Consider the following 26,535-nt stretch of genomic DNA (forward strand, 5'->3'; position numbering starts at 1 on the left):
CTGCCTGGCAGTGATTCCGGCAACGCGATGCGCACCGAAAGTGTTGAACTAGAAGAGTCTGCCACACAGTTGCCACTTCATGCAACCCGGGCGTGTCGCGCGCGGCGTGTCGGCCACTTCTGGCGACGGATGCCTGCCGCTCGCTGGCCGCAACGGCCAGCGACAGGCGATTCATCGGGCTCTTACCGAGCCGCTACCGTCGTGCAATCCAAGGTCGCCACCTCGACCGGCGTCGGATAGACCAGCGGAGTGACGAGGGCGTTCAGTTCGCGATGCCCAGGCTGGCCGGCAACGATATCGAAGGTGATATTTTTGGTCTGCTCTGGCGCGATCGAGACTCGCACACGCGCTACGGGGTAGTTCTCGTCGTGGAAGCTGGTGAACTCGACCGGCTGTCCATCCACCCGGATTGCGCTGATCGTCGACCCAGGCGGCGCGTAGGCCAACGCATCGATGCGAATATCACCGGCTGTGACTCCTTCACTGCCATCGCCGACAATGTAGAAGGTCAGTCCCTCAACCTCGTCCGGGGTGAGGATGTTGGTCACGTCGGTACTGATCCGGTAGGTCTCAAGCTCATCTGCGGCACAAGACGCCTGACTGAGGGTTACTTTTTGCTTCAGGTAGTAGGTCATCTTGGATCCGATGGCGTCCTGGGTGTACAGACCGACACGCTCGACCTTGTCATCGCTGATCGGCAGGGAACCGTTCAAGTCACCGTCCGCGATCAACGCCGCTTCGTTCTCATTCGCACTCCAGAGCAGGAGTCGGCGCTCGTCTCCGGCCTGAATCAGGCCCTCAGCGAGGGATTGCGGATTCGTGCCGCCGCCGAGCAGCGCTCCAAACACGGCATTGACGACCTGAGCGAAAAACTCACCCTGCTCATTGCGCGATTCCTCCGTAAGGCCGGGATATCTCAGGTACACGTCGTTCAGGAGAAGAGAAACAGCATTGTCGCTGGTGAGACTGTCACCCGAGGGAAGCGGGATGGCGCCACTACCGCGCAGCAGGTAGCTCATGGCCACTGGATCGAGGGAGATGACTCCGTCAATTTCTTCACCGAACGAGTCTCGCCACATTGCTTGAACGACGGCCGCCGCCGACGCGAAATCAGGCCGAACCGTGGAATTGAGAATCGAGGTGCCAAATGCGAGTGCGTAGAGATCACGGACGCCATCCGGCACAGGCACGATCGACTCCGCAAATTTCGCAAAGTCTTCACCGTCTGCCGGGGCTCCCAGACTTATTTTTCCGGCGTCGACCGTGAGGGGAACAATCGCTCCAGGAATCCCACCCAGGCTCCGCGCCTCTGCGTTGTTTTGAAATAGCACCACGTATTTGCGGGGCCCTTCCGAGCCCAGCGCAGGGAGGACGATAGGCAGAATTTTCTGCGCCTCGTGCAGAGCCGGCGTCAGCGTGGCGAGCAGCTGCGCCATCGTCGCCTTCGCGTCGGTCAATTGCGAAATTGTATGTGCCGTGTCGATGTCGCCGACTGCGGCTTCGGCTTCGTCGAGCACCTCCGTCGCGGCGTCGACGTCGGGCAGCACGCCCGCAATCACGTCAAGGTTGAGACCACCATCAACGGGAGTGAGCCCACCGTCGAACAAGGTGCCGGCTACCTGCATGAGGGGGGGAATCGCATCCGTCACTATGTTGTCAGTGATAGCAGCCAACTCGCGCACCGCCGTAAGGTTCGACCCCACGAATGGCGTGTATTCGGCCGCCCGCCAGACAATATCGCTCGTTAGGCTGCGCGCATCAGCGACCCGCGGAGTTATTTCGTCGAGGGTTTTCTCGGCGGCGGTCACGTCTTGAGCCAACAGTTGGTCCTTGAGCTGACTAACCAGCGGCACGGAGGCCTCCAGCTGCGCCTTGGCTTGCAAGCCGCGGATGGCGAGCCAGGCACCGGCCGCGATCAGCAGAACGAGGAATGCGACCGGAATCCAGAACCGTTTGCGTTTCAGGAGCCGTTTGCGCTGCGGCTGCTGGGCACGGGCACTACGGCGGGACTCGCTGGGGTGTGGCATGTAACCAATCAGGTGGGTAAGTCGCCTGGTGTCAGCGACTGTACGAAGAGGACAAGGCACGCATGCGAGTCAACGGTCGACCGATGCGAATCCCCAATTGACCCTACCTGCAGTTGCATCCCCGTCCCGACCAGCGTGCCGCTCTGGCGACGATGGCCTAAACGGCACCCTCCGGCCGGGCCACGGCCCGAAATGTGCGCCACAGAATGAGGATATCGCCGGTCAACGACCAGTTCTCGACGTAATACAAATCGAGACGGATGCTGTCTTCCCAGTTCAAATTGGATCGGCCACTGACCTGCCAGAGCCCACTCATTCCCGGCTTCATGATGAGGCGTCGGTGGGCGGCGTCGTCGTACAGGGCGACCTCGGCCGCGCGCTGCGGGCGGGGTCCGACGAGGCTCATCTTTCCCACCAGCACGTTGAACAGTTGCGGCAGCTCATCGAGCGAGTACTTACGAATAAACATGCCGACCGGCGTGATGCGGGGATCGTTGGTCACCTTGAATAGCGGCGTGTCTGACGTGCCCTGGGCATCGAGCAAACTCTCCAGCTGGTCGTCGGCGTCTTGCACCATCGACCTAAACTTCAACATTCCGAAGGCCGCGCCCGCTCGGCCCACGCGCACCTGGCGATAGATGATGCCCCCGGGGCCCGAACGCTTGACCGCGATAGTGACACCGATGAGCACCGGGAAGCTCAGCAGGATCAACAACGATGAACCTAGAATATCGAAGGTTCGCTTGGTCCACCGGCGAGCACCTTCAAACGCGGGGTAGCTCACGTGAATGAGCGGAAGGCCGGCTACCGGACGTGCATGGATGCGTGGCCCAGCGACGTCGGTGAGGGCCGGCGCCACGATGAGCTCAATATCGCGCGCGTCGAGTTCCCACCCAATGCGCCTCATGACCACCGGATTAATCTCGTCTGCCCCGGTTAAAATCACCGTGTCGGCCTGGGAATCATCGACAGCCTTCAGCAGATCATTGTAGCCACCGAGAATCGGTATTCCGTAGACGGGGCCGTTGTGCACCTTGTTTTCTTCGGTGAGGGCTCCAACCAGGAGCAGGCCCGACCCGGGCGCGCGCATGATCGTCTTCGCAAAGTGCGTTGCCTTCTGCCGCTCCCCCAGCAGGAGCGCCCGCGACAGGTAGCCGCCTGCCTCCTGCCGCTTGCGCAGCCATTGACGCCAACTCCACCGCGACAGCACGAGCACTACTAGCCCGACAGGAAGGGCCGTGAGAAAGTATCCGCGGGCAACTTCGACCTTTAATAAGTAAGCGATGATGGCGAAAGAGCCAAAGAGTCGAATCGTCGAATCGGCCACTCTCTTGTATTCCAGAGTGCCACTGCCAATTACTTTATGATCTCGGGTTGCGAAAACATCGAGCATGAGCATCCACGCGACGGCCAAGACGACTGAAACCGTGAGGTAACTAGCGCGCAGGTCGGGGCCACCGTCAGCGGCGACCTCAACCGGGGCGAAGCCAAACCACAAAAGCTGAGATCCAAATACCGCAAAGGCCACGACGAGAGCATCCGTCACAAAAAGCCTCACCGCGAACGCGCGCTGCCACGAGTTACGCCGAGTTGCGCCTTCCGTGCGCCGATCGGTTACTGCCACCCTGAGTTCCCCTTGATGTTTTCAAATCGTCTGGTTCACGCACTTGTGAAGCCGACAGACATGCCACTATCGTTTCACATGCCAGGCTCAGGTCGCGCGTTCACGAGCTGTATCAATACCCCCATTCAGGGGCTATTGCTCGTGCCGGCGGCATCTCCCGATGTTACAACAGCGCTTCTCTACACGCGCGCTCTGTGCTCCCAGAGCGCGCGAGCCACCAGCTTTTCGTCGCGCGAGTAAATTATGGCACGCAGAAGTACAGCCATAAAGATGCCACAGAGTGCCCCCGTGGAGTTCGCGATGACGTCGCTGATCGTGGCGAATCGCGCCGACAGCGCCACGGACTGCGTGAGTTCAATGCCGATGGACATTGCCGGACAGATAAGCAGCGCCAACCACCAGGCCTTGGCCGGTAGAAGTAGGGCAATGAGAAAGCCCAAGGGCACAAACATCAATATGTTGGCCGAGAACTCGAGCTTGTTGTAACCGAACCACATTGGAATTCCGTTGCGGTGCAGCACCGCCAGAAACTTATCGACGGCGGCGGTGTAGTCCTGGTCAAGTGGCGTTGGCCACATCGTCGCCAGCAGTACTATTCCCACGCAGAAGAAGAGCGTAACCGTACCCAACCATTCGCGCGCTCTACTCTTAGGCGGCTTGCCATTCATGTGCGATCCCCCACTGTGCATCAAAGACGAGTATGCACCCCACTGCTGCGTAGCAGCATTCCAACGGCTGCCTGAGTTGTCATTCAGACGTCTGCCCAGGTGACCATGACTGATATGGTCGGCTCATCAACAAAACTTCCGCGGGCCGAAGGGGCTATACAGTTGAATCTGTGGCCGTGGCGAGAGCACTTAAGCCGGCCGGTGACGGACATTGCTCCTGGCTTACAGCCACACGTTCACACGATGCTACCGCCGAAAGTACCGTGCCGAGGAACGCCCCAGGCTGGGGTTCTACGACACGCGTCGTTTAAACTTTAGGACTAGCAAATGAAACGAATTCTCTGGGCAACTGCAACAGTGGGGCTCAGCTCTATTATGGTGGTTGCGCTTGGGGCAGTGCGCTACAAGTTCATCGCGCTGGAGGTCGGAGCACCCGGAGTCGGCTTGCTTGGTATTCTCACGTCAGCAGCGAACTTCGGCGTGATCCTGTTCAGCCTGGGAATGAACACCAGTGGCGTTCAGGCCACGGCCGCGGCCGCAGCCGACGGGGCCAAGTTTCCGAGAGTGAAGTCCGCACTCCTCATCGCGTCCAGCTGGTTTGGTGGGTTTGGCGGACTGGTTTTCGTTCTGCTCGGCCTCACGCTCGGTGGGGTCCTCCTCCCCGCCTACGCTGACCCAGCCACTATGGTGGCCCTTGGAGCAGCTCTCACCGCCATGGTCATCTCAGGTGCCCAGATCGCTCTATTAAACGGGCTGGGCCGCGTCAAATCGCTGGCTGTCTGCAATACTTTTGGCGCTCTCGTGGGAACTGTAGTAACTATCGGAGCACTTCAGATTTCCGGCCAAGCGGGCGTCATCGCCGCTCTCGCGGCTGCGCCCATCGCGACTTTGGCGTGCAGTTCATGGTTCGTCTTCCGGCAGCCCAAGACGACGTTCCGACCCACCCGCAGTCAATGGTGGCCAGAGTTAAGGGGATTGGTCACACTCGGCGGAGTTGTCATGTTTGGCCTTCTTCTAACAAGCGGCACTCAATTGGCTATCCGCGTCTGGCTCGAGCAGGATCAGGGCGTCACCGCAGCGGGGCATTTCCAGGCCGCTTGGACGATCACCACCATGTATCTCGGCTTCGTACTCACCTCTCTCGCAGTCGAGTATTACCCACGCATCAGCGCACAAATCGACGATCTTCGCAGCTTAAATAAGAGCGTCGACGATCAAGTTCGTATCGCATTACTCTTGGGCGGCCCGGTCCTGCTCTGGATGATTGTGTTCTCACCGGTTGTTCTGCACATACTCTATGCGGAAGATTTTCAAGCCGCAACGGAAATCCTCCGTTGGCAGCTCTTCGGCGATATCTTCAAGATTGTCGGCTGGGCGGTGGCGTTCTTGCTTCTCGCGCGCAAGGCCCGTGGCGCATTCTTCATTGGCGAGTTCAGCTTCAACGTCGGCTATTTGGCCCTCGGAATTCCGATCGCCTCACAGGGCGGACTTACGGGGCTCGGTGTCGCCTATGTAGGCGCGTACGCGTTCTATGTCTGTGTAGTCCTCATTCTCGCGTATCGAGAGACGGGATTCGCGCTTCGTCGAGCCTCTTGGATACTGACGCTTGCACTGCTCGTCGCTGGTGCCGTCACGATGTGGGGTATGGACGCGGACACGACCGTTGGCTTGATCGTCGGCATCGCGGTCACCGCAATCGTTTCCGCCGGTGCCCTTGCTACTCTGTTTCGCTTGCGGGCGAAGGAGAGACAAGCCGAGAAAAAGGAGAGTCTCCTTGTCTAATTCTGTTGCCGATAGCGCTCGTGCCCATGCCCATGCCCATGCCCATGCCGCTGAGAACCGTATTGCATTCGACGGGCTCGTGGATGCCGCATCACACGCCATCAAAAAGTCCCGCTTTCGAAGCGCCGCCGTCTCACTGCAGTCGGCCGCGAGGTTCGCCTGGTACAACCATCCGGGAATATTCCGGAGTGGGAGATTGGAGACGCTGGCTGCAGAGATAGGGGAGCATTTACCTCCATCACGCGGGATGAGAGTTGATCTCACAGACCATGTCGTGCACGTGCTCTCGCAGGCCTATTCAGCGGGCGGCCACACCCGGTTGGTGTGGCGATGGATTGAGAACGACGACGCCCGCATCAATTCCGTCGTTCTCACGGGACAGCAAGGCATTCCCGTGCCGCACCAGCTGAAAGACGCAGTTGCGGCGTCAGGCGGCAGCATCATTTCGCTCGGAGAGACGTCGAGCAATCTCCTCGTTCGTGCCACCGAACTGAGGCGCATAGCCGAGAGCGGCGCGGACACGATAGTGCTTCACGTGCACCCGTACGACGTTATCCCGTCAATCGCCCTGGCAAACGTTCCTGCCAAGATCGTATTTCTTAATCACGCAGATCACGTCTTCTGGGTAGGCGGCGCGATAGCGGATGTGGTGGCGGACATTCGGCCGGCCGGTCAACAATTGTCGATCGCAGAACGGAATCTGCCTCGTTCACTCTCGACCATTCTGCCGATTCCCCTAACTGCTCCCCCGCACGCTGACAAACGGCTTGCGCGTGAACAACTCGGCATTGAACAGGACGCGGTCGTGATCATTTCCATCGCATCGGGCTACAAATACGGAGCATTGCCCGGGCACCATTTCATTGACATCCACCGGGAATTCGTCTTGGCACACCCCGAGGTGACATTCATCGTAATCGGCCCTGAACCGAAGGGACGGTGGCAAGAGATCAGCGATGAAACTGGTGAGCGGTTCAAAGCCATCGGGATGGTCAAGGGGCTGGACTCGTACTACGGTGCCGCTGATATCTATGTCGACTCGATCCCGTTTGCGTCGCTCACGTCGCTGCTGGACGCCGCAGTGAGGGGCATCCCCGTCTTGGCGCTCAGCGAGAGTGTTGCCGACTCGGTTCTTACGTCGAACGATTCTTCTTTAATAGGCAAGGGCGTGCACCACTCCAAGCGACGAGAGTACCTCCAGGCGCTGGACGCTCTTGCGACCCAGCCTGAGGAACGTCGACGGTCAGCGGAAATGAGCCGAAGTTCCGTTGAGGACGACCATCTCTCCCCGGGGTGGAACCAACACCTTGAGGGCTTGTTCGCGAAGCTAATCGTCTCCGCACAAGACACAAACCCATCCGCGCGGATCGACATTTCCACCCACGGGTTCGATGACTCAGATGAACTAGAAAAAGCCCTTGTCGATCTTCAAATTGCGTCTGGACTAGCGGAGCCATCGTGGGCCTGTCGACTACGAGATGCGCCGTACATGCCAGCGTCCGACCGCATACGTCTACTGATGTCAGTCCCAACCGGGCAACGCATCAAGTCCCTGAAATTCATGGTTCCCGACGCGTTACGTTCAAGGCTAAAAATCCAGCTGGCGGGTCTCGTCAAAATGTCACGGCGCGAGCGCTGACTCGACGCTGACTTCTTCCGCCGACGTCGAATTCCGCCCCAGGATTTTCGAGCGGCGGCGACAAATGAGCACCCAGGCCATCGCTGCAATGGCTGTTACAGATCCGCCCCAGAAGAGTAGCCAGCCCGTTACGGCTCCACGAACAACATAGTCGAGGTGGAGCAGGTACGTGCCTTCGGGGACTGCCACTGAAACCAAACCCTGTGCGTTGCGGCCCGCAGGAAGAGCTTGACAAGAGCTGTCTATACACGCTTCAGCGGTCCACCCTTGGTAGTACGCTTCATTGAAGATTGCATCGAGCTTTCCGGGGCTCGAGAACTCATAGGTCAGATGCCCAGGAGTATATGAAATTGGCGTGACGCTGGCGTCGCCACACGAGCTACTTTCGACGCAGGCGGACAGCTGGCCGGCATCAACCGATGAGCCAGGCACGACTGTCACTGCGGTGCCCGGTGCGGCGAGGAAAGCTGCGAACTCGGGCGAGGCGTTCGGTCCCACTAACGACTCCACTAGGAGAGCCTGCGTCACGGAACCCTTCAAGTTGATGTACGAGACAATCGAGTCGAGGTTGAGATACGAGTAACGATTCGAATAGCCACTCATCACACCGGATATCGCAGCGTCCTCCGGAAGGGGCACACGCGATGCACGCTGCACGGTTTCGCCGATAGCAGGACGCACTGAAATCAGTGTCTCCACTGTTTCGCCAAAGGTCGACAGCTCACCTGCAATGCGATCTGTTCGCCACGGCAGCTCGGTTTGAAACGCCCACACGGTACCTGTTACCGCAGTCATGATCGCCAACACTAAAAGAAGCGCCGACCCTGAATTGTGTCGCAGCCTAATTCGCGAAACGAACAAGGCAGAAACGCTAGCGAGAGCGAGGAGCAGCAGAACGAATCCGGGAATTCGCTCGTCGTTTGAGTAAGGTCCGAGCTTTCCCAGCAGACCGATCACTAGCACGAAGACCAGTGCACTTCCAAGTGAAATCCACATCTTCCGCGGCAATCGTACACGTGAGCCATTTACAACCAAGGCCGTCGCGCCTGAGCAAGCTAGCAACACGATCCCAAGCACCATAAACACTTTGAAGTCGCTGAGTCCGAATCGACTAAAGCCCAACCCTGGCAGTTTCTGCGCAGCTTCTGCCCAGGGCAATCCGGGCATGCCGAGCACGATAGCGGGGACCAGCAGCGCGATGGCAAGCTTTGTAATCCGGTCCCGCCAGCAGGCAAAGAAAGCGAGAATGAGCATCGTCGACGGCACAAAAAGTGACCTCATCGAAATATCGTTGCCGATCTGATCGCTCGAATACCCGAACACTAAAGTACCCAGCAGCGCAGGGCTGAACGATGACGACTCTTGCAAACTGCCCGCCGCATCCTCCTGAAGCATTGCGTAAGGCAACAATCGAGGCATAGAGAGAAGTCCCGCAATTAGAACGGAGATTACTAGTGGCACCAAGAAACTACGCAACGGGTATCGGGTCGATACCTGGTGAGTGACGACCCAAACCGCTCCGACGTACACAAACGCGATAGTCATACCGGGGTACATTCCCGTCACCGCCTGCCAGATCACCAGCGCGGCCACAGGAATCGCCCATACGCGCTGCCATGGGAATGTCGGCGCGAATACGAGTAGGAGCCAAGGTACCCACGCGTATGCACGACTGATGTCCACGTGCTGGGCATTGCTGTAGTAGCCAACCGCAAAAAATGCTGCAACCATTGCAAGCACCGCGATTGGGAACCGCACCTTGAACGAGCGAACGAGAAAGTAAGTACCTAACGCACCAAAAGCGACGTGCAAAGCGGCGAGAATGGCGGACGCGTGCAAAGTGAATGGGCCGAACGCGCTCGTTAAGCCCACGGGCAAGTACCATGCGCTGTTTTGCAAATTCAATGCCGATGGATATCCCGCCCACGCGTTCGACACCCAGTCACGCGGCGAGAAGAATCCCCCCAGCTCCCACCACTGATACGCCTCTGTGTTGTAGGGGCCAAAAAAGTCCCAAGGCGGGGCGATTCTGCCCACGAAATAGGAGCGAAACACGAGTAGTTCCAGAGCCACGAGGACCATGAACACAGCAAGCGCTCTATAGCTGGTCAATCCGAAGTCAACTTGCCGAATCCAACGAGCAACTCCGATCGGTCCAGTCACATCGATCTGATCCGGCAGCTCACTTTTCTGCGCCGTGCTGCTCACAATACCTCGTCTCTTAGGCTCCGCACGCGAGGACGTTGGAGCCAATAGCTACCGGAAAAATTCAAATCGAAGGGTCTACGCACCAGGCCAGTCCGCCTAGGTCATGAACACAGTGGAGGCTAATGTCAGGGGGTACTGGGCTCTCATATTTGCCCTGGAGCGGGGGGGGCTATCTCACATCAGGTGTGCCGAAATTTATCAAGAGAACCCCACCCTCATATGCCATCCAGCCCGGCGCAGGGTAGCTTGGCATCGCATCGAGCGACGCGTTGGCACCTTCGGCTTCCAATTCAGTGGCTGCACGCACGGCTACGCCCTGGCTTCGTAGGAACGCAGCGTTTCTTTGCTGGAGGTTGTCGGTTCCTCCGAGTCCTGCGAAGAACGAGATACCTAGGGTTTCTCTGGCCGGAACCAGCGACGCCTCAGACCAACTATGCGTGCCAGCAAAAACAACTGGGATGCTCTCCACTTTGGGCCTGTCCGTCAGTCGTTCTTTCTCCAGCCCAATGAGGAATGCAAGATTCTGGTCTTGTGCGTAGGTCATTTCTGACGCAGCGAAGAGTCGGTTGGAAATGGTTGCCTGCCCGACAATAGCGAGAATGATGGCTGCACCCACAAACGCGAGGACAGAATACTTCACCCGGGCCGAAAATAACTCGGCGCCCTTGACCGCGAGACCCGCGAGCACGACCACAATGATCGGCAAGTAGATCATCGAGCGCAAGAGGACGGGCGTCGGCGCCACCGCTTCGATGCCCACTGGAAGCAGCAACAAGACTGCCAGCGCGGAAAGGCGCGTCGCTTTTGCGCGCCTCCCCACCACCCCAAATGTACTGACGGCTGCGAGCACTATGAGGGCTCCAAGTGCAATCGCAAGCCACGGTGAATGCAGCCCGAAACGTTCCGCAGAGAGAGTTACGACTTGTCTGACGCTTGATAACGCCTGTCTGACACGTCCTGCTGGATCTGAGATGAGGCCGACAAGATCAATAAATTGATTCGTGTATGAGTCTGGGGACAATCCTCTGATTCCTTGGCCGACAGTTGCAACCGCCTTCGACACGAAATAGGCGAGTCCGAGTGACGCCACTGCAAAGCCAGCTGTGGACCACTGGGGTCGCTTGAAAAGGAGTGCAACTGCAAGTGCCGCGCCCGCAACCAGAAAAGAATCGTAGATTCCGACAGCGAGCACCAGGGCGACGACGCCAATCCCGCGGTTGAGCCATTTCGACGAAGACATTCCCGCGAAGTAAATGACCAGCAGGATATTTCCAATACCGATCCCATACGCGATTGTCGAGAAGGAGAACATGAATGCCAGGGTCGGTATGGTTGCTGCCAGCGCTCCGGACAACACGGTTTGCCACGGCCCCATGTGAAAGTATCGCCGACAGAGAGTCCAGAGCGCCAACCCCGTCAGCGTGACGCCGATAAAGGTCGATACAACTGGCACCACCGGACTCGGCACCAAGAGCGTAAGCGCTGCCATTGCCCAACGACCTTGTGCAAGCCAGATCTGCGCATATTCAGTGCTTGAGGTTTCACCGAAACTCTCCTCATCAAGAGTGAGGTGGAAAGAGAACACCTCAAAGCCATACGCCATCGCTAAAACGAGGATAAAGGTTAAAGCGGGTGCCAGAGTGCGTCCTACGGGCGCCGTATTGGCTACCGAGGCGTCACCCGTCTCATTACCGACCGCCGGCGCTTCGGCCGTGCCAGTGTCGACCATCAGTTGGTTTCGTGAGTGCGTGATTGGATGATTCCTTTATTTATCGGCGTAGCCAGACAAATTTGAGCGTTATGTTGTGAGTCCAGTGCCGCTCAAAATCCGCCATCAGGCTGCTAAATGCTAAACTTGAATTGTGCCTAGTAACTAGTTCTGCACGAAGGCAAGTACCACGGCGTCCTGGAACTCGGAGTACGTGCGGATGTAGTCCGTTCCGTCATACGGGAGCGACGCAAAGACGGCTAACACGGCGTCTGGGCTGTACGCGTATTGCGTGCCCCATGTCATGGCCGGCATGTACAACCCGAAGCTGGGGCTGTCGAGCAGGAACTCCTCACGGGTCAAGCCATCGTCGACGATGGCCTTGACGGAGCCCTTGAGGCAGACGAGGAACTGCTCGCACTGTCGGTGGGCATGCTCGCCTCTCACATCCCGGGACGGCACATCGAAGACCGTAAAGAATCGCTGAGGGGTGAACGGTAGATCGTCAGTGAATTCGGCCACAACCAAGCTGCCCCGCATGTCTGTCGCTTTGCGCAACGGCACCAGTGAGCTCCTAAGTGCGGGCACCACAGATTCAGTCGCCACGGCAGCACTCGGCGCGCCCATTCGTTTGCCAGTGGAATCGGCATACCCGGTAATTCGCGCCGGATTCCCGACGACGATTGCAAATGGCGGTACATCGCGCGTGACGATTGCTCCAGCGCCGATCATCGCATTCTGTCCGATCCGAATGCCCGGAAGGATTACCGCTCCGCCACCGATGGACGCCCGCTTTTCAACGATCGTTCGCGGGAACTCATCGGGGTATTGCTTACTGCGCGGAAACCGATCGTTCGTGAACGTGACGTTCGGCCCGACAAAGACGTCATCATGGAGTTCGATTCCATCCCACAATTGCACGCCGGACTTTACCGTCACCCTGTCACCCACAATGACGTCATTCTCGACGAAGACGTGATCGTTGATGTTCACGTTTCGACCGATAACCGCACCGGCCAGGACATGGGAGAACGCCCAGATCGTGGTGTCGTCTCCGACTGATTCCGAATCACAAATGCCCTGCGGGTGAACAAAAGGTGATGTCATGCGTGGGCGACCTGTCTGGATTGTGGATTGGAGAAGATGAACTTACCGGCAAGGAAACTTACTGGTGCGGTGATGAGAACGCTCGCCCCATTCAGCCACGGGGGCCCGTTCCAGATCGAAACGAGGGATACAAAGCCAAGACCAACGAGGTAGATCACGACGTACGCACCAATGAACGACACGGTACGTTGCGGCGTCAGATGGGAGCTGAAGACCCAACGGCCAGTCACAATAACGGAAAACGCAAGCCCCAGGGCGTAGGCAATCGAAAAGGCCAGCCAGCCGGGCAAGACGAAGGACAGCAGTATGACTATTGCTGCGGTCGCGGCAGTGTTAGTCCCGCCCACGATGAGGAATCGAAAGATTGGCGCGCGGAACCACCGTTCAGACATCGGCCCGGACATGGGACTCCCACCGACTCATGACGATCGCGCCGGGGCGTCGCTTCGTGTTCTCGAACGCGCGCCACACATAGGAACCAACGATGCCCAAGGCAATGAGCATGGTGAATGTCGAGAAGAGGATGACCATCATCAATGGCGTGTAGCCAGGTTCCTGGATTCCACCCAGCAGGAACGCGATCAAAACGACTGCACCGGCGACGAGAGTAAAGAAACTCCCAATCGTCCCGACCGCAATGAGGAGGCTCAACGGAATATCGGTGAATGAGAAGACACTGTCGAGCAAATATCTGAGCTTTTTCGAGAACGACCAACCGCTCTTGCCGTGCTCACGCGGCTGTCGTCGATACGAAATCTCAGCCCGACGGAATCCTACCCAATAGAGCAATCCAACCAAGCTTGAGTGCGATTCGTCCAGCGCAAGGATTTCATACGCGACGGCTCGGTTACACGCGAAGATATCGACCCCGCCTTCAGGCATATCAGGAAATATCCAGCGCTTGTAGACCTTCCAAAACGCACCAGAAGAGAGACGGCTGAGCAGCGGATCGTCACGCCCCTCGCGGCGACCGACTGCAACGTCTGCTTCGCCAGTGCTTAGCACCTCGAAAAAGTCTAGGACAAGCTCTGGTGGCTCCTGGAGATCGGCGGCCATAACAGCTATGTATTCACCGGCCGCGTGAGTCATCCCCGTGCGGATCGCGGCGAAGGAACCGAAATTGCGAGAATGCCGGATCAGTTGGCTGCGTAGCGCAACGGTCGGAAGGGTTTCCGCGAGGATCTCGTACGACCGGTCTGGAGAGCCGTCCACGACAAAAACAACCTCGGCGTCTGAGCCGAGCGACGCGGTAACTTCAACCAGACGTTCGAGTAAAAGCGGTATTCCGTCTTCGTTTCCGTACACGGGAACGACGATGGAGTATTTCGCTGGAGCGATCATTTCAGCGATTCAATCGCGTCGCACACCTGCTGGATTTCGACGTCGGTAAGCTCGGGAAAGCACGGGAGCGACAGGATCTCTTGTGAGATGCGTTCCGTCGTGGGCAGCGCTTGACGATCCGAGCCGAATCCGGGCTGAGCGTAGTCGGGAATCGGAAAATGCACATCGGTCTGAACGCCGAGTGCCAAAAGTGCTGCACGTGCATCAGCACGATGGGATGTAAGCGCGACAGCTAGATGCCCCACGTGATGTTCACCAAGGGCAGGAAGCACGCGAAGAGGTCCGCTCTCAGCAGCAGCACGGTAGCGCTCGATGATCTCTCGACGTCGGGTGTTAAACCCGCTTAGCAGGGGCAATCGCTCAAGAAGAAACGCCGCCTGCATCTCATCGAGACGTGAATTCGTACCGCCAGGGATTTCCACGTGATATTTCGTGGACCAGCCGTACTGGCGAAGCTGCGCTACTCGCGCTGCGAATTCATCATTGGACGTCGCAATCGCACCGCCGTCACCGATCGCACCCAAGTTTTTCGTCGGGTAAAAGCTTGTCGCCGCAATATCTCCGAATGAACCCGCAAACTTTCCGTCGAGCGTTGCTCCAATCGCCTGGGCACAGTCCTCGACGACTCGGATCCCGCGCGCGTGGCAGTACATCACGAGGTCACGGATGTCGGTCAGGTTGCCATAAAGATGCGTCACAACAACAACTCCGACATCGTCCGCGAGCGAGGGGACAAGCGTTTCCAGACTGACGCACAGTGACTCTGGATCGACGTCGGCATACCGGACGCTGTATCCAGCTCGCTTTGCCGCCACCGATGTGTAGCCGCCTGCATTTGCGGCCGTAACAACGGAAGTACGGCCTGTCGGCATGACTGCCTTGATAGCCAATTCGAGCGCGTCTGTTCCTGAAGCGACTCCGAGCACGTGCGTGACTCCCAGATAGACCGCCAGCGCGTCTTGGAATGCGTTGTGATTGGGGCCCATCACCACGTATCCGGAGTCGAGGACCCTTGCAAACGCGGAAGCAAGACGTTCACGATCGCGGGCGATTCCGCGAGCGAGGTCATTCATAGGAATGGTAGGGATGTCAAGTATTGCGGTCACAGCACTTCTTTCGTGTTACAAAATGAGGGTCGGTCTTTAACGAATAATTCTGGCGGTTTCCGGTCGAATGTTTCGGGGAAATGACACATCACACTGTATGCATCCGGTTCAGATCAGGAATAAGCGGGAGCTTTCGACCCGCTTGCCGTCGAACCCTGGGGATAACCGCAAACCCCAAGCACACGCCCAGAAGGGAATACCACAATGTGCTCATCGCGTCCCAGCCATGAAGGGCCAGAATGAACCCCAGCGACGTAAGGCTCAGCGCCGACAGCCCAATTGCTACGTCGTGCTTGATCGCGGCGATCGAGACAAACACCGCCACAAGGAACAACACCAGCCCAATCCAGCCCAGTCCGAAGATCGCATACACGATCTCGGAGTCCACTGATCTAGCGATGTCGACGGCACCATGCAGTTCTGAATCGACTACCCACCGCCCTGCGGGAGCCGTTTGCAGGAGGTAGCCGAATGGACGGTCTGCCAAGAATTGCGGCACCAACGAATAGATTGCACCACGATAGTTGGAGCTGTACTCCAGTCCGGTTGCTCCAGCAATAAAGGGAGCCCACACAAAAAGGGACAGATAGGCAAGGCCAGCAATCGCAACGGCTGCGAGGGTGTGGGCAACCCACACGAAGCGTAGTAAGAGGGCGCGCAGCACCGGGAACAGCTGAAAAGCCGCGACTGCCGTGCAGATAATCGCCGGGGCACGACTGCCCGTCGCCCAGACACCAAGCACCAAAATTGCGCTGACCATCAACTGAAACCGGAGCCGGTGCAATTTGAGCGACAGAGGGACCATGGTCGCCAGGATCGCGCCTAATACGAGTACATTTTCAGAACCGACGAGTGCTCGGGTGAGTCCTTCTCGTTGGCTCGTCGCGAATTCGTATGTACGGCCAAAGAGCGATTGACCGAGGAGAGACTCAGAAATCGCCAGAATCGATACCAAAGTCGCAACACTGAGCAGTACGACGATGTAGATTCGGCCCTTCCCTGATCGATAGAGGACCCACCCAAGTAGCGCGAACAGCGGGAGCATAACGAGCAGGTGTTCAGCGTTTACTGCGAAGAGTCGATCGTTAATCTGGCGTGCCACGACCTCAATTGCACCCACAGCCACAGCCAAATACCCAGCGCCCACAGCCACGTAAGCGATTCGCCGTCTCAAAGAAAACTCCATGAGGAAAACCTCGAGCGCTAATGCCGCAAAACCGATCGCCACAGAAAAGAGTCGCAAGCTACCGAGCTGCTCAAGGTAATAGGGAAAGAAAAGGCCGAACGAGAGCAGTAACGCACTCGCGATCCGCAGGTAGGATCGCGTGCGTTCACGTCTAACCAAGGGCTCGACCTGCCGAGACTGAGGGTTCGGCGCTGTCGGCGACAGCTGTCATTCGCTCTCCCTGCCGCCAACCCCGTGCGATCTCCGGGAACGCGGCCCACCGCCCGCGCTTTGTCAACAGGGCACGAGCGAGCGAGCGGCCGAGCTCAAAAGCGACGGCCATTCGCCCTCTGGTCAATGAGAACAACTTGCTATGAAAGACAAGTAGGTTGCGACCGAGAAGACGAGACGGGATCCCGCTCGAGCGCTGTGAAACTCTGGCGCGGGGTACCCACACGACTCGGCGACCGGCGCGCCGGAGGCGGGTGTGCAGGTCCGTTTCCTCAAAATAGAGGAAATACACCTCATCAAGCCTGAAGGCTTCAAGATCAGCAGTGCGATACATCGTGAACGCGCCATCAAGCCACTCGCGATCAACGACAGGTTCTTGCATCCTGGCACCTGCGTTTACATGGTGCCGCGGTAACTTCAGTAGCGGCGTGAGCCGCCCACCAACAGACCAGATCTGCATATCTAGATCGGCGTTCAACAAGGTGGGCCCTGCCACAGCGATACTGGGATCAGCCAAAAGTTCGTCCCTCAACGCTCGCACTGCATCCGGCGCGGCAAGCGACTCGTGGGTCGAGATCAGGGTGAAAGGCCGAGCGAAGTCTTTGGCATTCAGATGGGCGAGGCCGTCGTTTACGGCCGCCGCGTATCCACGGTTGCTTGTGTACAAGACCGAGAAGCCTTCGGCCACCAGCGACGCGGTCGATGGAGTTTCGCTGCTGTTGTCGACCACGAGAATTTGAGCACGTGGCACTCCGCTGGCACAAAGCGCCTCCAGAGTGCCAACGAGTGTCGCAGGGCTGTTGTGATGCACCACAATGCACGCGACATCGTCCACGGCGTCGTTCACGCTCATCGGATTCCGTTCGCCCGAGCCGCTCTCCAGAGCAGCCCAACCGGATAGCCCGCCATTTTAGCGAGATCGCCGACGACGACGATTACAGGCACGAGAGCGAGCCCCCGAAATACACCGGCGCCAAAGCTCAACCGTCGATTCCAGACGCGAGACCAGAACTTATGCATATAGATGACGAAACCAGCCACTAGAGGCACGATCGCCCAGGGAGTGATGAACGAAGTGCATAGCATTACCAGCCCGACGACGTACGCAAGGTATCGCACCATATGGCGCTTCCACCACAGGTTCGCTTTGCCGTCTCCCCGCGCGTACCGAAAGTACTGCTTCACAAAGGACGGGATGCTCGATCGAGCAGACCACGTAACGATGGCATCAGGCACGAACGCGAACTTGAAGCCACGATCCTTCATATTGATGTCGAAGACGAGATCTTCGCAATAGTCGAGCCATTCAGGGTATCCGCCAGCACCTTCCCACGCCTCGCGCACGAAGGCGAGGGACCGGCTTGACGGCAGGAACGTAGCCGGATCGATTTCGTGAAGTTCGGGGGTGACGGTAAAAGCGATCGCGCGTTCGAGGAGGGTGCTCCCGACTGGCCGAAAGAACCCGCCTACCACGCCCGGAGCACCAAGCGTGTCAAAGGCAGCCAGCATCCGCTCTACCCATGCTTCGTCAAGAGTGGTCCCACCGTCGGTAACCAGGATGCGCCGGTATGACGCCTGCGTCACGGCAAGATTGCGACCCTCCGAAATGGTTGCCCCCGGCTCTACAATTACTCTGAGCTTGCAGCCAGCTGGCGCCGTCCAGGCGCGGAGGATATCAGCCGTAGTGTCCGTCGAGCCGCCGTCGACGACAATAATCTCCGTTGGAAGCACCGTTTGTGCCAACAAGCTGTCCAAAAAGGTATGTAGACTCCGCGCTTCGTTCAGAACTGTTAGCACTAAGGAACCCTCCCGATTCACCGTCACTCCAAGGCTCCGTAGACTTCGCGATTGATTCGTGGGTGCTTTCGAACCGCAATGCCCTTGGGCATGAGAAATTCGGGATAGCGGCGATAGAACTTGAACATCGACCCCAGTTCGCGTTTCCACGGCATCGCGTTCAAGCTCGATGTTTCACGAGCCCAGCCGTGCGTCCATTTAGCACGCGGAACCAGTGCCACGGGGATGTCGGCCTTCCAGGCCCTCAGGGAGAAATCCTTGTCTTCGTAGTAGAGGAAGAAATGCGAGTCCCAGGCACCAAACTTTTCAATACTCGTACGCAGTCCAAAGACCGACGCGCCCATCAGCCAACACACCATTCTGGGCTCATCGTTGTCGCTGAAGAGCAAGTAACTGCCGCGTAGCTTTTTCTCAGGGCCGAGCCGATTCCGCACTTTGTGCCACAGAAAAGGAAAGCCACGGCCGTTCGGCTGCAAAGTCCCATCGGCGTTGACGAGCTGCGGCGACACCACTGCTTGACGTTCGTTTGCAACCTGCTCAAGCATCTTCAAGTCCGCATATCTTACGCGAACGTCTGGGTTGACGAAGCCGATGAATGTGCCTTGGGCAGCCTTCAGACCTCTGTTGTTGGACGAGGCAAAGCCCAGGTTCTCAGTGAGCCGGATGACGCCGGTAGCACCGAGACTTTCGGCAACATCAGCGCTTCCATCGGTGGAACAGTTGTCCACCACGATCCACTCAACGCCCGCAGGAACTTTGTCATTCTTACCCCAGAACTCTTCAAGAGCTCGTCGGCTATTGTACGTTACCGTGATAAGGGAACACCATGGCTTCTCAGTTCTACCAACGATGCTCACGATCGTTTCACCACTTACTTTCATCTACGTGCTGCCATGAACGGCATGCAACCATCCGCGCGGCTCGGATCAGATGCCCCCTGCTCCCCCGCTAGATTCTCAAACGCTAGCTGAAGGGAATCGTTCACAGCCTACAGCACGGGCAAAACAGCAGCACACCGTGCCGCACGCGCTGTCCCCCCGAACGCTGGTCCGAAGTGAGTACGCTATCAGCGTGGGAGATCCCAGGTGAAACGGGACGACCATCTGTAAGTAGCGCGAATTCTTACCCACGCAATCCAGTACGATCGAAATTACTCAGGGGGCAGGCTGGCGGAGCGATTCTCCGCGCTTAGTGATGTCGCCGCCAACGCAGGGGGCGCATTGCTCAGAATAACCGCGGCGCCAGCACTTCATGATCGCGCCAATAACCGACACCTGCCAGCCATAGCCGAAGCGCCGCACGCTGCGGGGTCTCGGCTTCAGGCGGTGACGCGATGATGTGCCGGGGCAGGCTCGTAGCATCAAGTATCGCTGCCGCGGTTGCGGTTGCAATGCTCTCCGCCTGCACCGCGGAAAAGCCGATCGTGTATCCGCCGCAGCCGGCCTTCGCCGCATCTTCTGAGCTGCCGGGTGCATCCCCTGTTACTGCCGCTGGAACGAATGCGACATTATCCGCGGACCTTGCCGCCGACGGCAGCACACTGAATGTCGCTAACCTGCTGAATGCATCACAGGGAGGCTACGGCGCCACCCGAAACCTCAACTGGTTCTCTGGGCAGTCGGCCCAGATGTCGAGCATGGGGCTCACGGAGATTCGCGTGGACCATGTCTTCGACGACGCTTACTTCCACGTTGTTAATTTGGATGCGACCGGCGCAATTGCCTACGACTTCACGGCGCTCGATCGGGTTCTGTTGCCACTGATCGAAAACGGCCTGCAGCCATTCATCTCCCTGTCTTACATGCCCAGTGCGCTCGGTGCAGACACGTACGGCCCTCCTAAATCCTTGGATGCTTGGGGCGCTGCCGTGTCGGCGCTGGTCACCCACTACAGTGACCTCGGCCATTCCGGCTGGGGCTACGAGGTGTGGAACGAGCCAGACACGTTCCATTGGAACGGCACGAACGCCCAGTACAACGAGCTGTACGCGGCCAGTGCCGCCGCGGTGAAGGCGGCTGACCCCACAGCGCTCATCGGGGGAGGGTCAACGTCGAGCCTCGATTCATTCGGCAACATTCCCGCAAAGCTCGGGTTAGCAGCGCAGTTCATCGCCTACTTGGGCGCTAATCCCTCGGTGCCCGCCGACTTCTTCTCGGTGCACGGGTATTGGGCGCCGGACTGGCCCGAGATTCCGCAGGCGCGCCAGTTGCTCGACGCTGCAGGGCGCACTGGTCTGCCCATCTACGTCACCGAGTGGAGCGAGCTGCCGTCGATGGAGCAGGGAGCGGGAAACGGTGCAGACACCAACGCAAGCAATGGCGGGGCGAGCTTCGTTGCCAAACGCATGTTTCTGGCCATCGACTCTGGCGCCACGAAGATCTTCCACTTCACCCCCATTGAGGGCTACTCCCCCCAGCTTGCCTACAACGGTGACCTCGGTCTCATTACCGTGGATGGCCACCGCAAGTCCGCCGGCAATGTGTTCGAGCTCTATTCCCGGCTGGGACAGACGCGAGTTGCCGCTGAAATCACCGGAGCTGGCACGGATACCAACGAAGTTTCTGGGCTGGTAACGAAGGACTCTGCCACGTCGAAGGTTTCCACTCTGCTCTATAACCACACGGCGAGCGACGTGACCATGGCGGTTGACCTCGCCGGCTTGCCCTTTGAGGACTCAAACTTTCGAGTCACCGAACGCGTCGTCAGCTCCACGCAGGGCAACGGCTTCGCCGACGGATCCGACTTCATCGTGCCCAGTTACCCGAGCCAGAGCGAGAATGCACCGATCGTGAGCGACACGGTGCACAGGAGTGCACAGTCATACGCGCAAGACGTGCGGGTGCCGGCGCACGGCGTCGTCACCGTGGAGATTGCGGCCAGTTCACAGGCGGCCGGAAAACTTGCCATCACGGCCCAGCCAGCGCAGACCAATCTCGCCGCCACCGCTCTCGGCGGGGTCCCAACGGCGAGCACCTCGCTGGAACAGCCCGAATTCGGCTGGGGCATTGCCAGGCTCACCGACGGTCAACGTCATGAGATCGAGTTCGGGGCGCATCCGATCAGGGGCTACTCCTCGCAGCCGCAAGCCGCAGCGGTCGCGAACGAGTGGGCGCAGATCGACCTCGGGAGCGAACAGCCTGTTGACACTGTGGTTCTCTGGCCACGAGACTCACAGGTGCAACAGGGCTCGGGGTTTCCGGATGACTTCACCATCGAAGGCTCAAGCAACGGGATCGACTGGAACGTGCTCACGACGAAGACGGGATATACCGCTGGCGTAAACATCGTCGGTGCACAACAGTTCGAGTTCAAGGCCACCGAGCTGCGGTATTTGAAGGTGGCTGCAACGCTGCTAACGGATGGAGCCGGCGAGCAGGCCGCCCAGTTCGCGTTGCAACTCGCCGAGATCACCGCCTACCGCAACGGCTTGGTCGACGGCGGGTTCGAGTCGGGAAACTTGAAGGCGTGGAAGGTGACCGGGGACGTCACCGTGCAGTCAGCATCCGTTCGAGGCGGTCTACATGCAGTAGCACTGTCCGGCGATGATGCGAGTGTTTCGATGCGAGTAGAAGGGCTGCTGCCCAATACGACGTACACCTTCGGCGGTTACGTTCGGCCCGAAACAGCGGATGACGTTGCCGTCATCAGCGTCTCTGGCTTTGGGTCCAAGACCCAAACGGCCACCATGAAATTGTCTCAGTGGGCGCCGACCTGGGTGACCTTCACCACCGGCGCAGCGAAGACGAGCGCGGTGATCGAGTTCTCGAAGCCCGCCGGCGCCGGTAGCGCCTGGGGCGACGACTTCGTGCTCACGCAAGGAACGACCGCGCCGGAAGCCGAGTAACCGAGTAACCGAGCCTAATAGACGGCCCCACTAGCACCTCAGCGGCGCCTGGTGGGGCCGTGTAGCCGTCCACGCCTCAGGTACTAGCTCGTGATGCCGGTGGCGATGCGGGCGCTCTGGTCGGTGCAGCTCTTCGCAGCCGATTCGGTCAGAACGCGCTGAGCCATGATCTGACGCGAAGCATCGGACAGACCCGTCGTTGGGTATTGCGCAAGAACCTTGGTGATGATTTCCGGAATCGACATGGCTGCGTATTCATTGAGGTTATTGCAGACCAGCACACTATAGACGCTGACCGTGGTCGCTACGATGTCATCGAGAATCTGCTGCTCCGACTGTGCCGTTGGCGTCGGGGTGGGTGTCGATGTTGGAACCGCGGTCGCTGACGGGGTCGGCGTTGGCGTCGGGCGGACCAACGCAGATTGCGAAGCGGGGGCGGACCCGGCCAGGTGCGGCACGACCACGACGGCCAGAATTCCGACGACGATGGCCGCGATCACCAAGAGGATGCGCATTTCGAGCTTAGATATCTGCATGAGCAGACACTAACGCACAACATGAGGATTCCGCACGTCAGGCTGGGCATTGCGTCGCTTACGAAACGGGTGTGACGTGGGAGTGAGGACCGGGTGGGCCGCGAGCATCCGCTTGGCCGTCGGCGGTGTAATGAGCTGGTGAGAGAAAAGGGTACACAAAAGGGGGCCGAGCCCGAAGGCTCGACCCCCTTTCAGAGATCTAAGTACAGAAAACTACTTGATGATCTTGGTCACCGTGCCGGCGCCGACGGTGCGGCCACCTTCACGGATAGCGAAGCCGAGGCCCTCTTCCATGGCGATCGGCTGAATCAGCGCGACAGTCAGGTCGGTGGTGTCGCCAGGCATAACCATCTCAGTGCCCTCAGGCAGCGTGATGACGCCGGTGACGTCGGTGGTGCGGAAGTAGAACTGCGGGCGGTAGTTCGCGTAGAACGGGTTGTGACGGCCACCCTCGTTCTTGCTGAGGATGTACGCGGTGCCCTCGAAGTCGGTGTGCGGCGTAACCGAACCTGGCTTGACGACAACCTGTCCACGCTCAACATCTTCGCGCTTGGTGCCACGAAGAAGAAGTCCACAGTTCTCGCCGGCCCACGCCTCGTCAAGCTGCTTGTGGAACATCTCAATACCGGTAACCGTGGTCTTCTGCGTCGGGCGGATGCCGACGATCTCGACCTCGGAGTTGATCTTGAGGGTTCCACGCTCGGCGCGGCCCGTAACAACGGTGCCACGGCCGGTGATCGTGAAGACGTCTTCAATGGGCATCAAGAACGGCTTGTCCTTGTCGCGCACGGGATCGGGGATGTACTCGTCAACGGCCTTCATGAGCTCAAGGATGTTGCCGGTCCACTTCTCGTCGCCCTCGAGGGCCTTGAGTGCGGACACCTGGATGACGGGGGCGTTGTCGCCATCGAAACCCTGGCTGGAGAGAAGTTCACGAACTTCGAGCTCAACGAGCTCCATGATCTCTTCGTCGTCAACCATGTCGGCCTTGTTCAGCGCGACCATGAGGGACGGCACGCCGACCTGCTTGGCGAGAAGAACGTGCTCACGGGTCTGAGCCATCGGGCCGTCAGTAGCGGCAACCACGAGGATCGCGCCGTCCATCTGAGCAGCACCGGTGATCATGTTCTTGATGTAGTCAGCGTGGCCCGGAGCATCGACGTGCGCATAGTGACGCTTGTCGGTCTCGTACTCAACATGCGAAATGTTGATCGTGATGCCGCGCTGGCGTTCTTCCGGAGCCGAGTCGATCGACGCGAAGTCGCGCTGAACGTTGATCTTGGACGGGAACTTATCGGCAAGAACCTTGGAGATCGCTGCAGTCAGCGTGGTCTTTCCGTGGTCAACGTGACCGATCGTTCCGATGTTTACGTGCGGCTTTGTCCGCTCGAACTTGGCCTTGGCCACTGTGGGTCCTCCTCAGGACTCGCGTGCAAAATCTCGGCCGCCGTTATGAGCGGCCGGTATGCGCTGGATTGTGTCTACTTATGTTACTCGGGCCAGGTGGCCTAAGCGATTCGGCCCGAAGGCCACCTTAGGGCTATTCGCCCTTGTTCTTGTTGATGATCTCGTCGGCAACTGCCTTCGGGACCTCTGCATAGCTCTCGAACGTCATCGAGTACACCGCACGGCCGCTGGTCTTCGACCGCAGGTCACCGATGTATCCGAACATTTCCGACAGTGGAACGTGAGCGCGAATTACCTTCACGCCCTGCGCATCCTCCATGGTCTGGATCTGCCCACGACGCGAGTTGAGGTCTCCGATTACGTCACCCATGTATTCCTCAGGGGTACGAACTTCGACCGCCATCAGCGGCTCGAGCAGAACGGGGTTCGCCTTACGAACGGCTTCTTTAAAGCCCATCGATCCAGCAATCTTGAACGCCATCTCCGAGGAGTCGACGTCGTGCGCAGCGCCGTCAAGCAGGCTGGCTCGAACGCCCACCATCGGGTAGCCGGCCAGGATGCCTACGCGCAGCGCATCCTGAATTCCAGCGTCTACCGAGGGGATGTATTCACGCGGGATACGGCCACCGGTGACCTTGTTGAGAAACTCGTACGACTTCTCAGCAGTGATTTCCATCGGCTCGATCGCGATCTGAATCTTCGCGAACTGGCCGGATCCACCGGTCTGCTTCTTGTGCGTGTAGTCGTGACGCTCAACGGCCTTGCGGATCGTCTCGCGATACGCGACCTGGGGCTTGCCAACGTTCGCCTCAACGTTGAATTCACGCTTCATGCGGTCGACGAGGATATCCAGGTGAAGTTCGCCCATTCCCTTGATGACCGTCTGGCCAGTTTCCTGGTTCTGTTCGGTACGGAAGGTGGGGTCTTCTTCGGCGAGCTTCTGAATGGCAAGGCCCAGCTTTTCCTGGTCCTGCTTGGTCTTGGGCTCGATCGCGACCTCGATAACCGGGTCAGGGAACGTCATGGACTCGAGTACGACCTGGTTGTTCGGGTCGCACAGGGTGTCGCCCGTCGTGGTGTCCTTGAGGCCGATGACCGCGTAGATGTGACCGGCGGTAACAAAACCGACCGGGTTCTCTTTGTTGGCGTGCATCTGGAAGATCTTGCCGATGCGCTCCTTCTTGCCCTTGGTCGAGTTGATGACCTGGGCTCCGGAGTCGAGACGGCCCGAGTACACGCGCACGTAGGTGAGGCGACCGAAGAACGGGTGCACCGCAACCTTGAACGCGAGAGCCGTGAACGGCTCCTCGGCGTCGGGGTGACGCATGATGACCTTCTCCTCGTCGCGAACGTCGTGCGCCTCAATGGCGGCCACGTCGAGCGGGGTGGGGAGGTAGTCAACAACAGCGTCGAGCATCGGCTGAACGCCGCGGTTCTTGAACGCAGAACCGCAGAGAACCGGGTAGATCTCACTGTTAATGGTGAGCTTGCGGATGGCAGCTTTAATCTCGGCAACCGTCAACTCTTCGCCGGCGAAGTAACGCTCCATCAGGGCGTCATCCGTCTCGGCGACGGTCTCAAGCAGAAGCTTGCGGTACTCGGCAGCCTTCTCGACGAGGTCGGCGGGGATTTCTTCGATGGCGTACTTCGAGCCCATCTCCACGTCACCCTTGGAGTCGCCGCGCCAGGTCAGTGCGCGCATCTGGACGAGGTCAACGACACCCTCGAACTCAGACTCTGCACCGATCGGCAGCTGGATGACCAGCGGCTTCGCGCCGAGACGCTTGATGATGGTGTCGACCGTGAAGTAGAAGTCGGCGCCGAGCTTGTCCATCTTGTTGACGAAGCAAATGCGGGGCACGTCGTACTTGTCGGCCTGACGCCACACGGTTTCGGACTGGGGCTCAACGCCCTCCTTGCCGTCGAACACGGCAACGGCACCGTCGAGAACGCGGAGCGAACGCTCCACCTCCACGGTGAAGTCCACGTGTCCGGGGGTGTCGATGATGTTGATCTGGTTGTTGTCCCAGAAACACGTCGTCGCAGCGGAGGTGATCGTGATGCCACGTTCCTGCTCCTGCGCCATCCAGTCCATCGTCGAGGCACCGTCGTGGGTCTCGCCGATCTTGTGGTTGACACCCGTGTAGAACAGGATGCGCTCAGTTGTGGTGGTCTTGCCAGCATCAATGTGAGCCATGATGCCGATGTTGCGGACCTTACTCAGGTCGGTGAGCACGTCAAGTGCCACAGGGGTCCTCCGGAAGGATAGGGGTGGAAATGCGGAACGAGGCCGTAAGCATCCGCTTGTCAGTAGTGCAGGCGCGTGCTTTACCCGCGCCTGCTCA

Annotated in this window: 19 protein-coding genes and 2 pseudogenes; 3 read left to right on the forward strand and 18 right to left on the reverse strand. The window is 58.8% G+C overall.

Features of this window, described 5'->3' with window-relative positions; genetic code table 11:
* Positions 1-182: 182 nt before the first annotated feature.
* The 3 genes from CXY75_RS15975 to CXY75_RS15985 all read right to left on the reverse strand — a co-directional run bounded on the left by CXY75_RS15975 (position 183) and on the right by CXY75_RS15985 (position 4,253).
* Positions 183-2,027 carry a DUF4012 domain-containing protein gene (locus CXY75_RS15975; protein WP_104083777.1) on the reverse strand — a complete coding sequence of 615 codons (1,845 nt, stop codon included), beginning with the start codon at positions 2,025-2,027 and terminating at the stop codon, positions 183-185.
* Positions 2,028-2,184: 157 nt separating this feature from the next.
* On the reverse strand, positions 2,185-3,651 hold the full coding sequence (locus CXY75_RS15980) for a sugar transferase (RefSeq protein WP_104083778.1): 1,467 nt from the start codon (positions 3,649-3,651) through the stop codon (positions 2,185-2,187).
* Positions 3,652-3,830: 179 nt separating this feature from the next.
* Positions 3,831-4,253: a VanZ family protein gene (locus CXY75_RS15985; RefSeq protein ID WP_158251226.1), complete on the reverse strand. Its 423-nt coding sequence runs from the start codon at positions 4,251-4,253 to the stop codon at positions 3,831-3,833.
* 393 nt (positions 4,254-4,646) lie between these two features.
* Between CXY75_RS15985 and CXY75_RS15990 the strand changes: the two genes are divergently transcribed.
* A complete protein-coding gene (locus CXY75_RS15990) occupies positions 4,647-6,101 on the forward strand; it encodes an oligosaccharide flippase family protein (RefSeq protein ID WP_146069501.1) in 1,455 nt (484 codons plus the stop codon).
* Positions 6,094-7,740, forward strand: a complete 1,647-nt coding sequence (locus CXY75_RS15995) for a glycosyltransferase family 4 protein (RefSeq protein WP_146069502.1) — start codon at positions 6,094-6,096, stop codon at positions 7,738-7,740. Before CXY75_RS15990 ends, CXY75_RS15995 begins: the two co-directional genes overlap by 8 nt.
* Here the strand turns inward: CXY75_RS15995 and CXY75_RS16000 are convergent.
* The 12 genes and pseudogenes from CXY75_RS16000 to CXY75_RS16045 form a co-directional block, all read right to left on the reverse strand.
* Positions 7,723-9,948, reverse strand: a complete 2,226-nt coding sequence (locus CXY75_RS16000; protein ID WP_104083782.1) for a hypothetical protein — start codon at positions 9,946-9,948, stop codon at positions 7,723-7,725. The two genes, CXY75_RS15995 and CXY75_RS16000, sit on opposite strands and share 18 nt — an antisense overlap.
* A gap of 169 nt (positions 9,949-10,117) precedes the next feature.
* Positions 10,118-11,677: a glucosyltransferase domain-containing protein gene (locus CXY75_RS16005; protein ID WP_104083783.1), complete on the reverse strand. Its 1,560-nt coding sequence runs from the start codon at positions 11,675-11,677 to the stop codon at positions 10,118-10,120.
* A gap of 144 nt (positions 11,678-11,821) precedes the next feature.
* A complete protein-coding gene (locus CXY75_RS21110; protein ID WP_255411798.1) occupies positions 11,822-12,283 on the reverse strand; it encodes an FdtA/QdtA family cupin domain-containing protein in 462 nt (153 codons plus the stop codon).
* 21 nt (positions 12,284-12,304) lie between these two features.
* Positions 12,305-12,649: pseudogene (locus CXY75_RS21115) on the reverse strand (acyltransferase); the annotation flags it as partial.
* A pseudogene (locus CXY75_RS21120) lies at positions 12,632-12,763 on the reverse strand (isomerase); the annotation flags it as partial. The pseudogenes CXY75_RS21115 and CXY75_RS21120, both read right to left, overlap by 18 nt.
* The gene (locus CXY75_RS16015) at positions 12,760-13,110 is read right to left on the reverse strand and encodes a GtrA family protein (RefSeq protein ID WP_158251227.1); all 351 of its coding nucleotides are present in this window, start codon (positions 13,108-13,110) and stop codon (positions 12,760-12,762) included. The gene CXY75_RS16015 and the pseudogene CXY75_RS21120, both read right to left, overlap by 4 nt.
* A 37-nt stretch (positions 13,111-13,147) precedes the next feature.
* The gene (locus CXY75_RS16020) at positions 13,148-14,104 is read right to left on the reverse strand and encodes a glycosyltransferase family 2 protein (protein WP_104083786.1); all 957 of its coding nucleotides are present in this window, start codon (positions 14,102-14,104) and stop codon (positions 13,148-13,150) included.
* Positions 14,101-15,210 carry a DegT/DnrJ/EryC1/StrS aminotransferase family protein gene (locus CXY75_RS16025; RefSeq protein ID WP_146069503.1) on the reverse strand — a complete coding sequence of 370 codons (1,110 nt, stop codon included), beginning with the start codon at positions 15,208-15,210 and terminating at the stop codon, positions 14,101-14,103. Before CXY75_RS16025 ends, CXY75_RS16020 begins: the two co-directional genes overlap by 4 nt.
* Before the next feature lie 88 nt (positions 15,211-15,298).
* Positions 15,299-16,555, reverse strand: coding sequence for a hypothetical protein (locus CXY75_RS16030; RefSeq protein WP_104083788.1), 1,257 nt, complete (start codon positions 16,553-16,555; stop codon positions 15,299-15,301).
* Positions 16,548-17,459 carry a glycosyltransferase gene (locus tag CXY75_RS16035; protein WP_104083789.1) on the reverse strand — a complete coding sequence of 304 codons (912 nt, stop codon included), beginning with the start codon at positions 17,457-17,459 and terminating at the stop codon, positions 16,548-16,550. Before CXY75_RS16035 ends, CXY75_RS16030 begins: the two co-directional genes overlap by 8 nt.
* Positions 17,456-18,430, reverse strand: coding sequence for a glycosyltransferase (locus CXY75_RS16040; RefSeq protein ID WP_104083790.1), 975 nt, complete (start codon positions 18,428-18,430; stop codon positions 17,456-17,458). The genes CXY75_RS16035 and CXY75_RS16040 overlap by 4 nt, the downstream gene beginning before the upstream one ends.
* The gene (locus CXY75_RS16045; RefSeq protein ID WP_158251228.1) at positions 18,427-19,260 is read right to left on the reverse strand and encodes a glycosyltransferase family 2 protein; all 834 of its coding nucleotides are present in this window, start codon (positions 19,258-19,260) and stop codon (positions 18,427-18,429) included. Before CXY75_RS16045 ends, CXY75_RS16040 begins: the two co-directional genes overlap by 4 nt.
* Positions 19,261-19,826: 566 nt before the next feature.
* On the opposite strand from CXY75_RS16045, the gene CXY75_RS16050 reads away from it, so the two are divergent.
* A complete protein-coding gene (locus tag CXY75_RS16050) occupies positions 19,827-22,247 on the forward strand; it encodes a discoidin domain-containing protein (RefSeq protein WP_158251229.1) in 2,421 nt (806 codons plus the stop codon).
* A gap of 83 nt (positions 22,248-22,330) precedes the next feature.
* Here CXY75_RS16050 and CXY75_RS20120 read toward each other — a convergent pair whose 3' ends face one another.
* The 3 genes from CXY75_RS20120 to fusA all read right to left on the reverse strand — a co-directional run bounded on the left by CXY75_RS20120 (position 22,331) and on the right by fusA (position 26,438).
* Complete coding sequence (locus tag CXY75_RS20120; RefSeq protein WP_104083793.1) at positions 22,331-22,783, reverse strand: hypothetical protein; 453 nt, start codon at positions 22,781-22,783, stop codon at positions 22,331-22,333.
* Positions 22,784-22,996: 213 nt separating this feature from the next.
* Positions 22,997-24,190: an elongation factor Tu gene (gene tuf, locus CXY75_RS16060; protein WP_104083794.1), complete on the reverse strand. Its 1,194-nt coding sequence runs from the start codon at positions 24,188-24,190 to the stop codon at positions 22,997-22,999.
* A 133-nt stretch (positions 24,191-24,323) separates the two neighbouring features.
* Positions 24,324-26,438 carry an elongation factor G gene (gene fusA, locus CXY75_RS16065; RefSeq protein ID WP_104083795.1) on the reverse strand — a complete coding sequence of 705 codons (2,115 nt, stop codon included), beginning with the start codon at positions 26,436-26,438 and terminating at the stop codon, positions 24,324-24,326.
* Positions 26,439-26,535 lie beyond the last annotated feature (97 nt).

The sequence above is a fragment of the Cryobacterium sp. Y11 genome (assembly GCF_002929535.1).
GTDB lineage: Bacteria > Actinomycetota > Actinomycetes > Actinomycetales > Microbacteriaceae > Cryobacterium.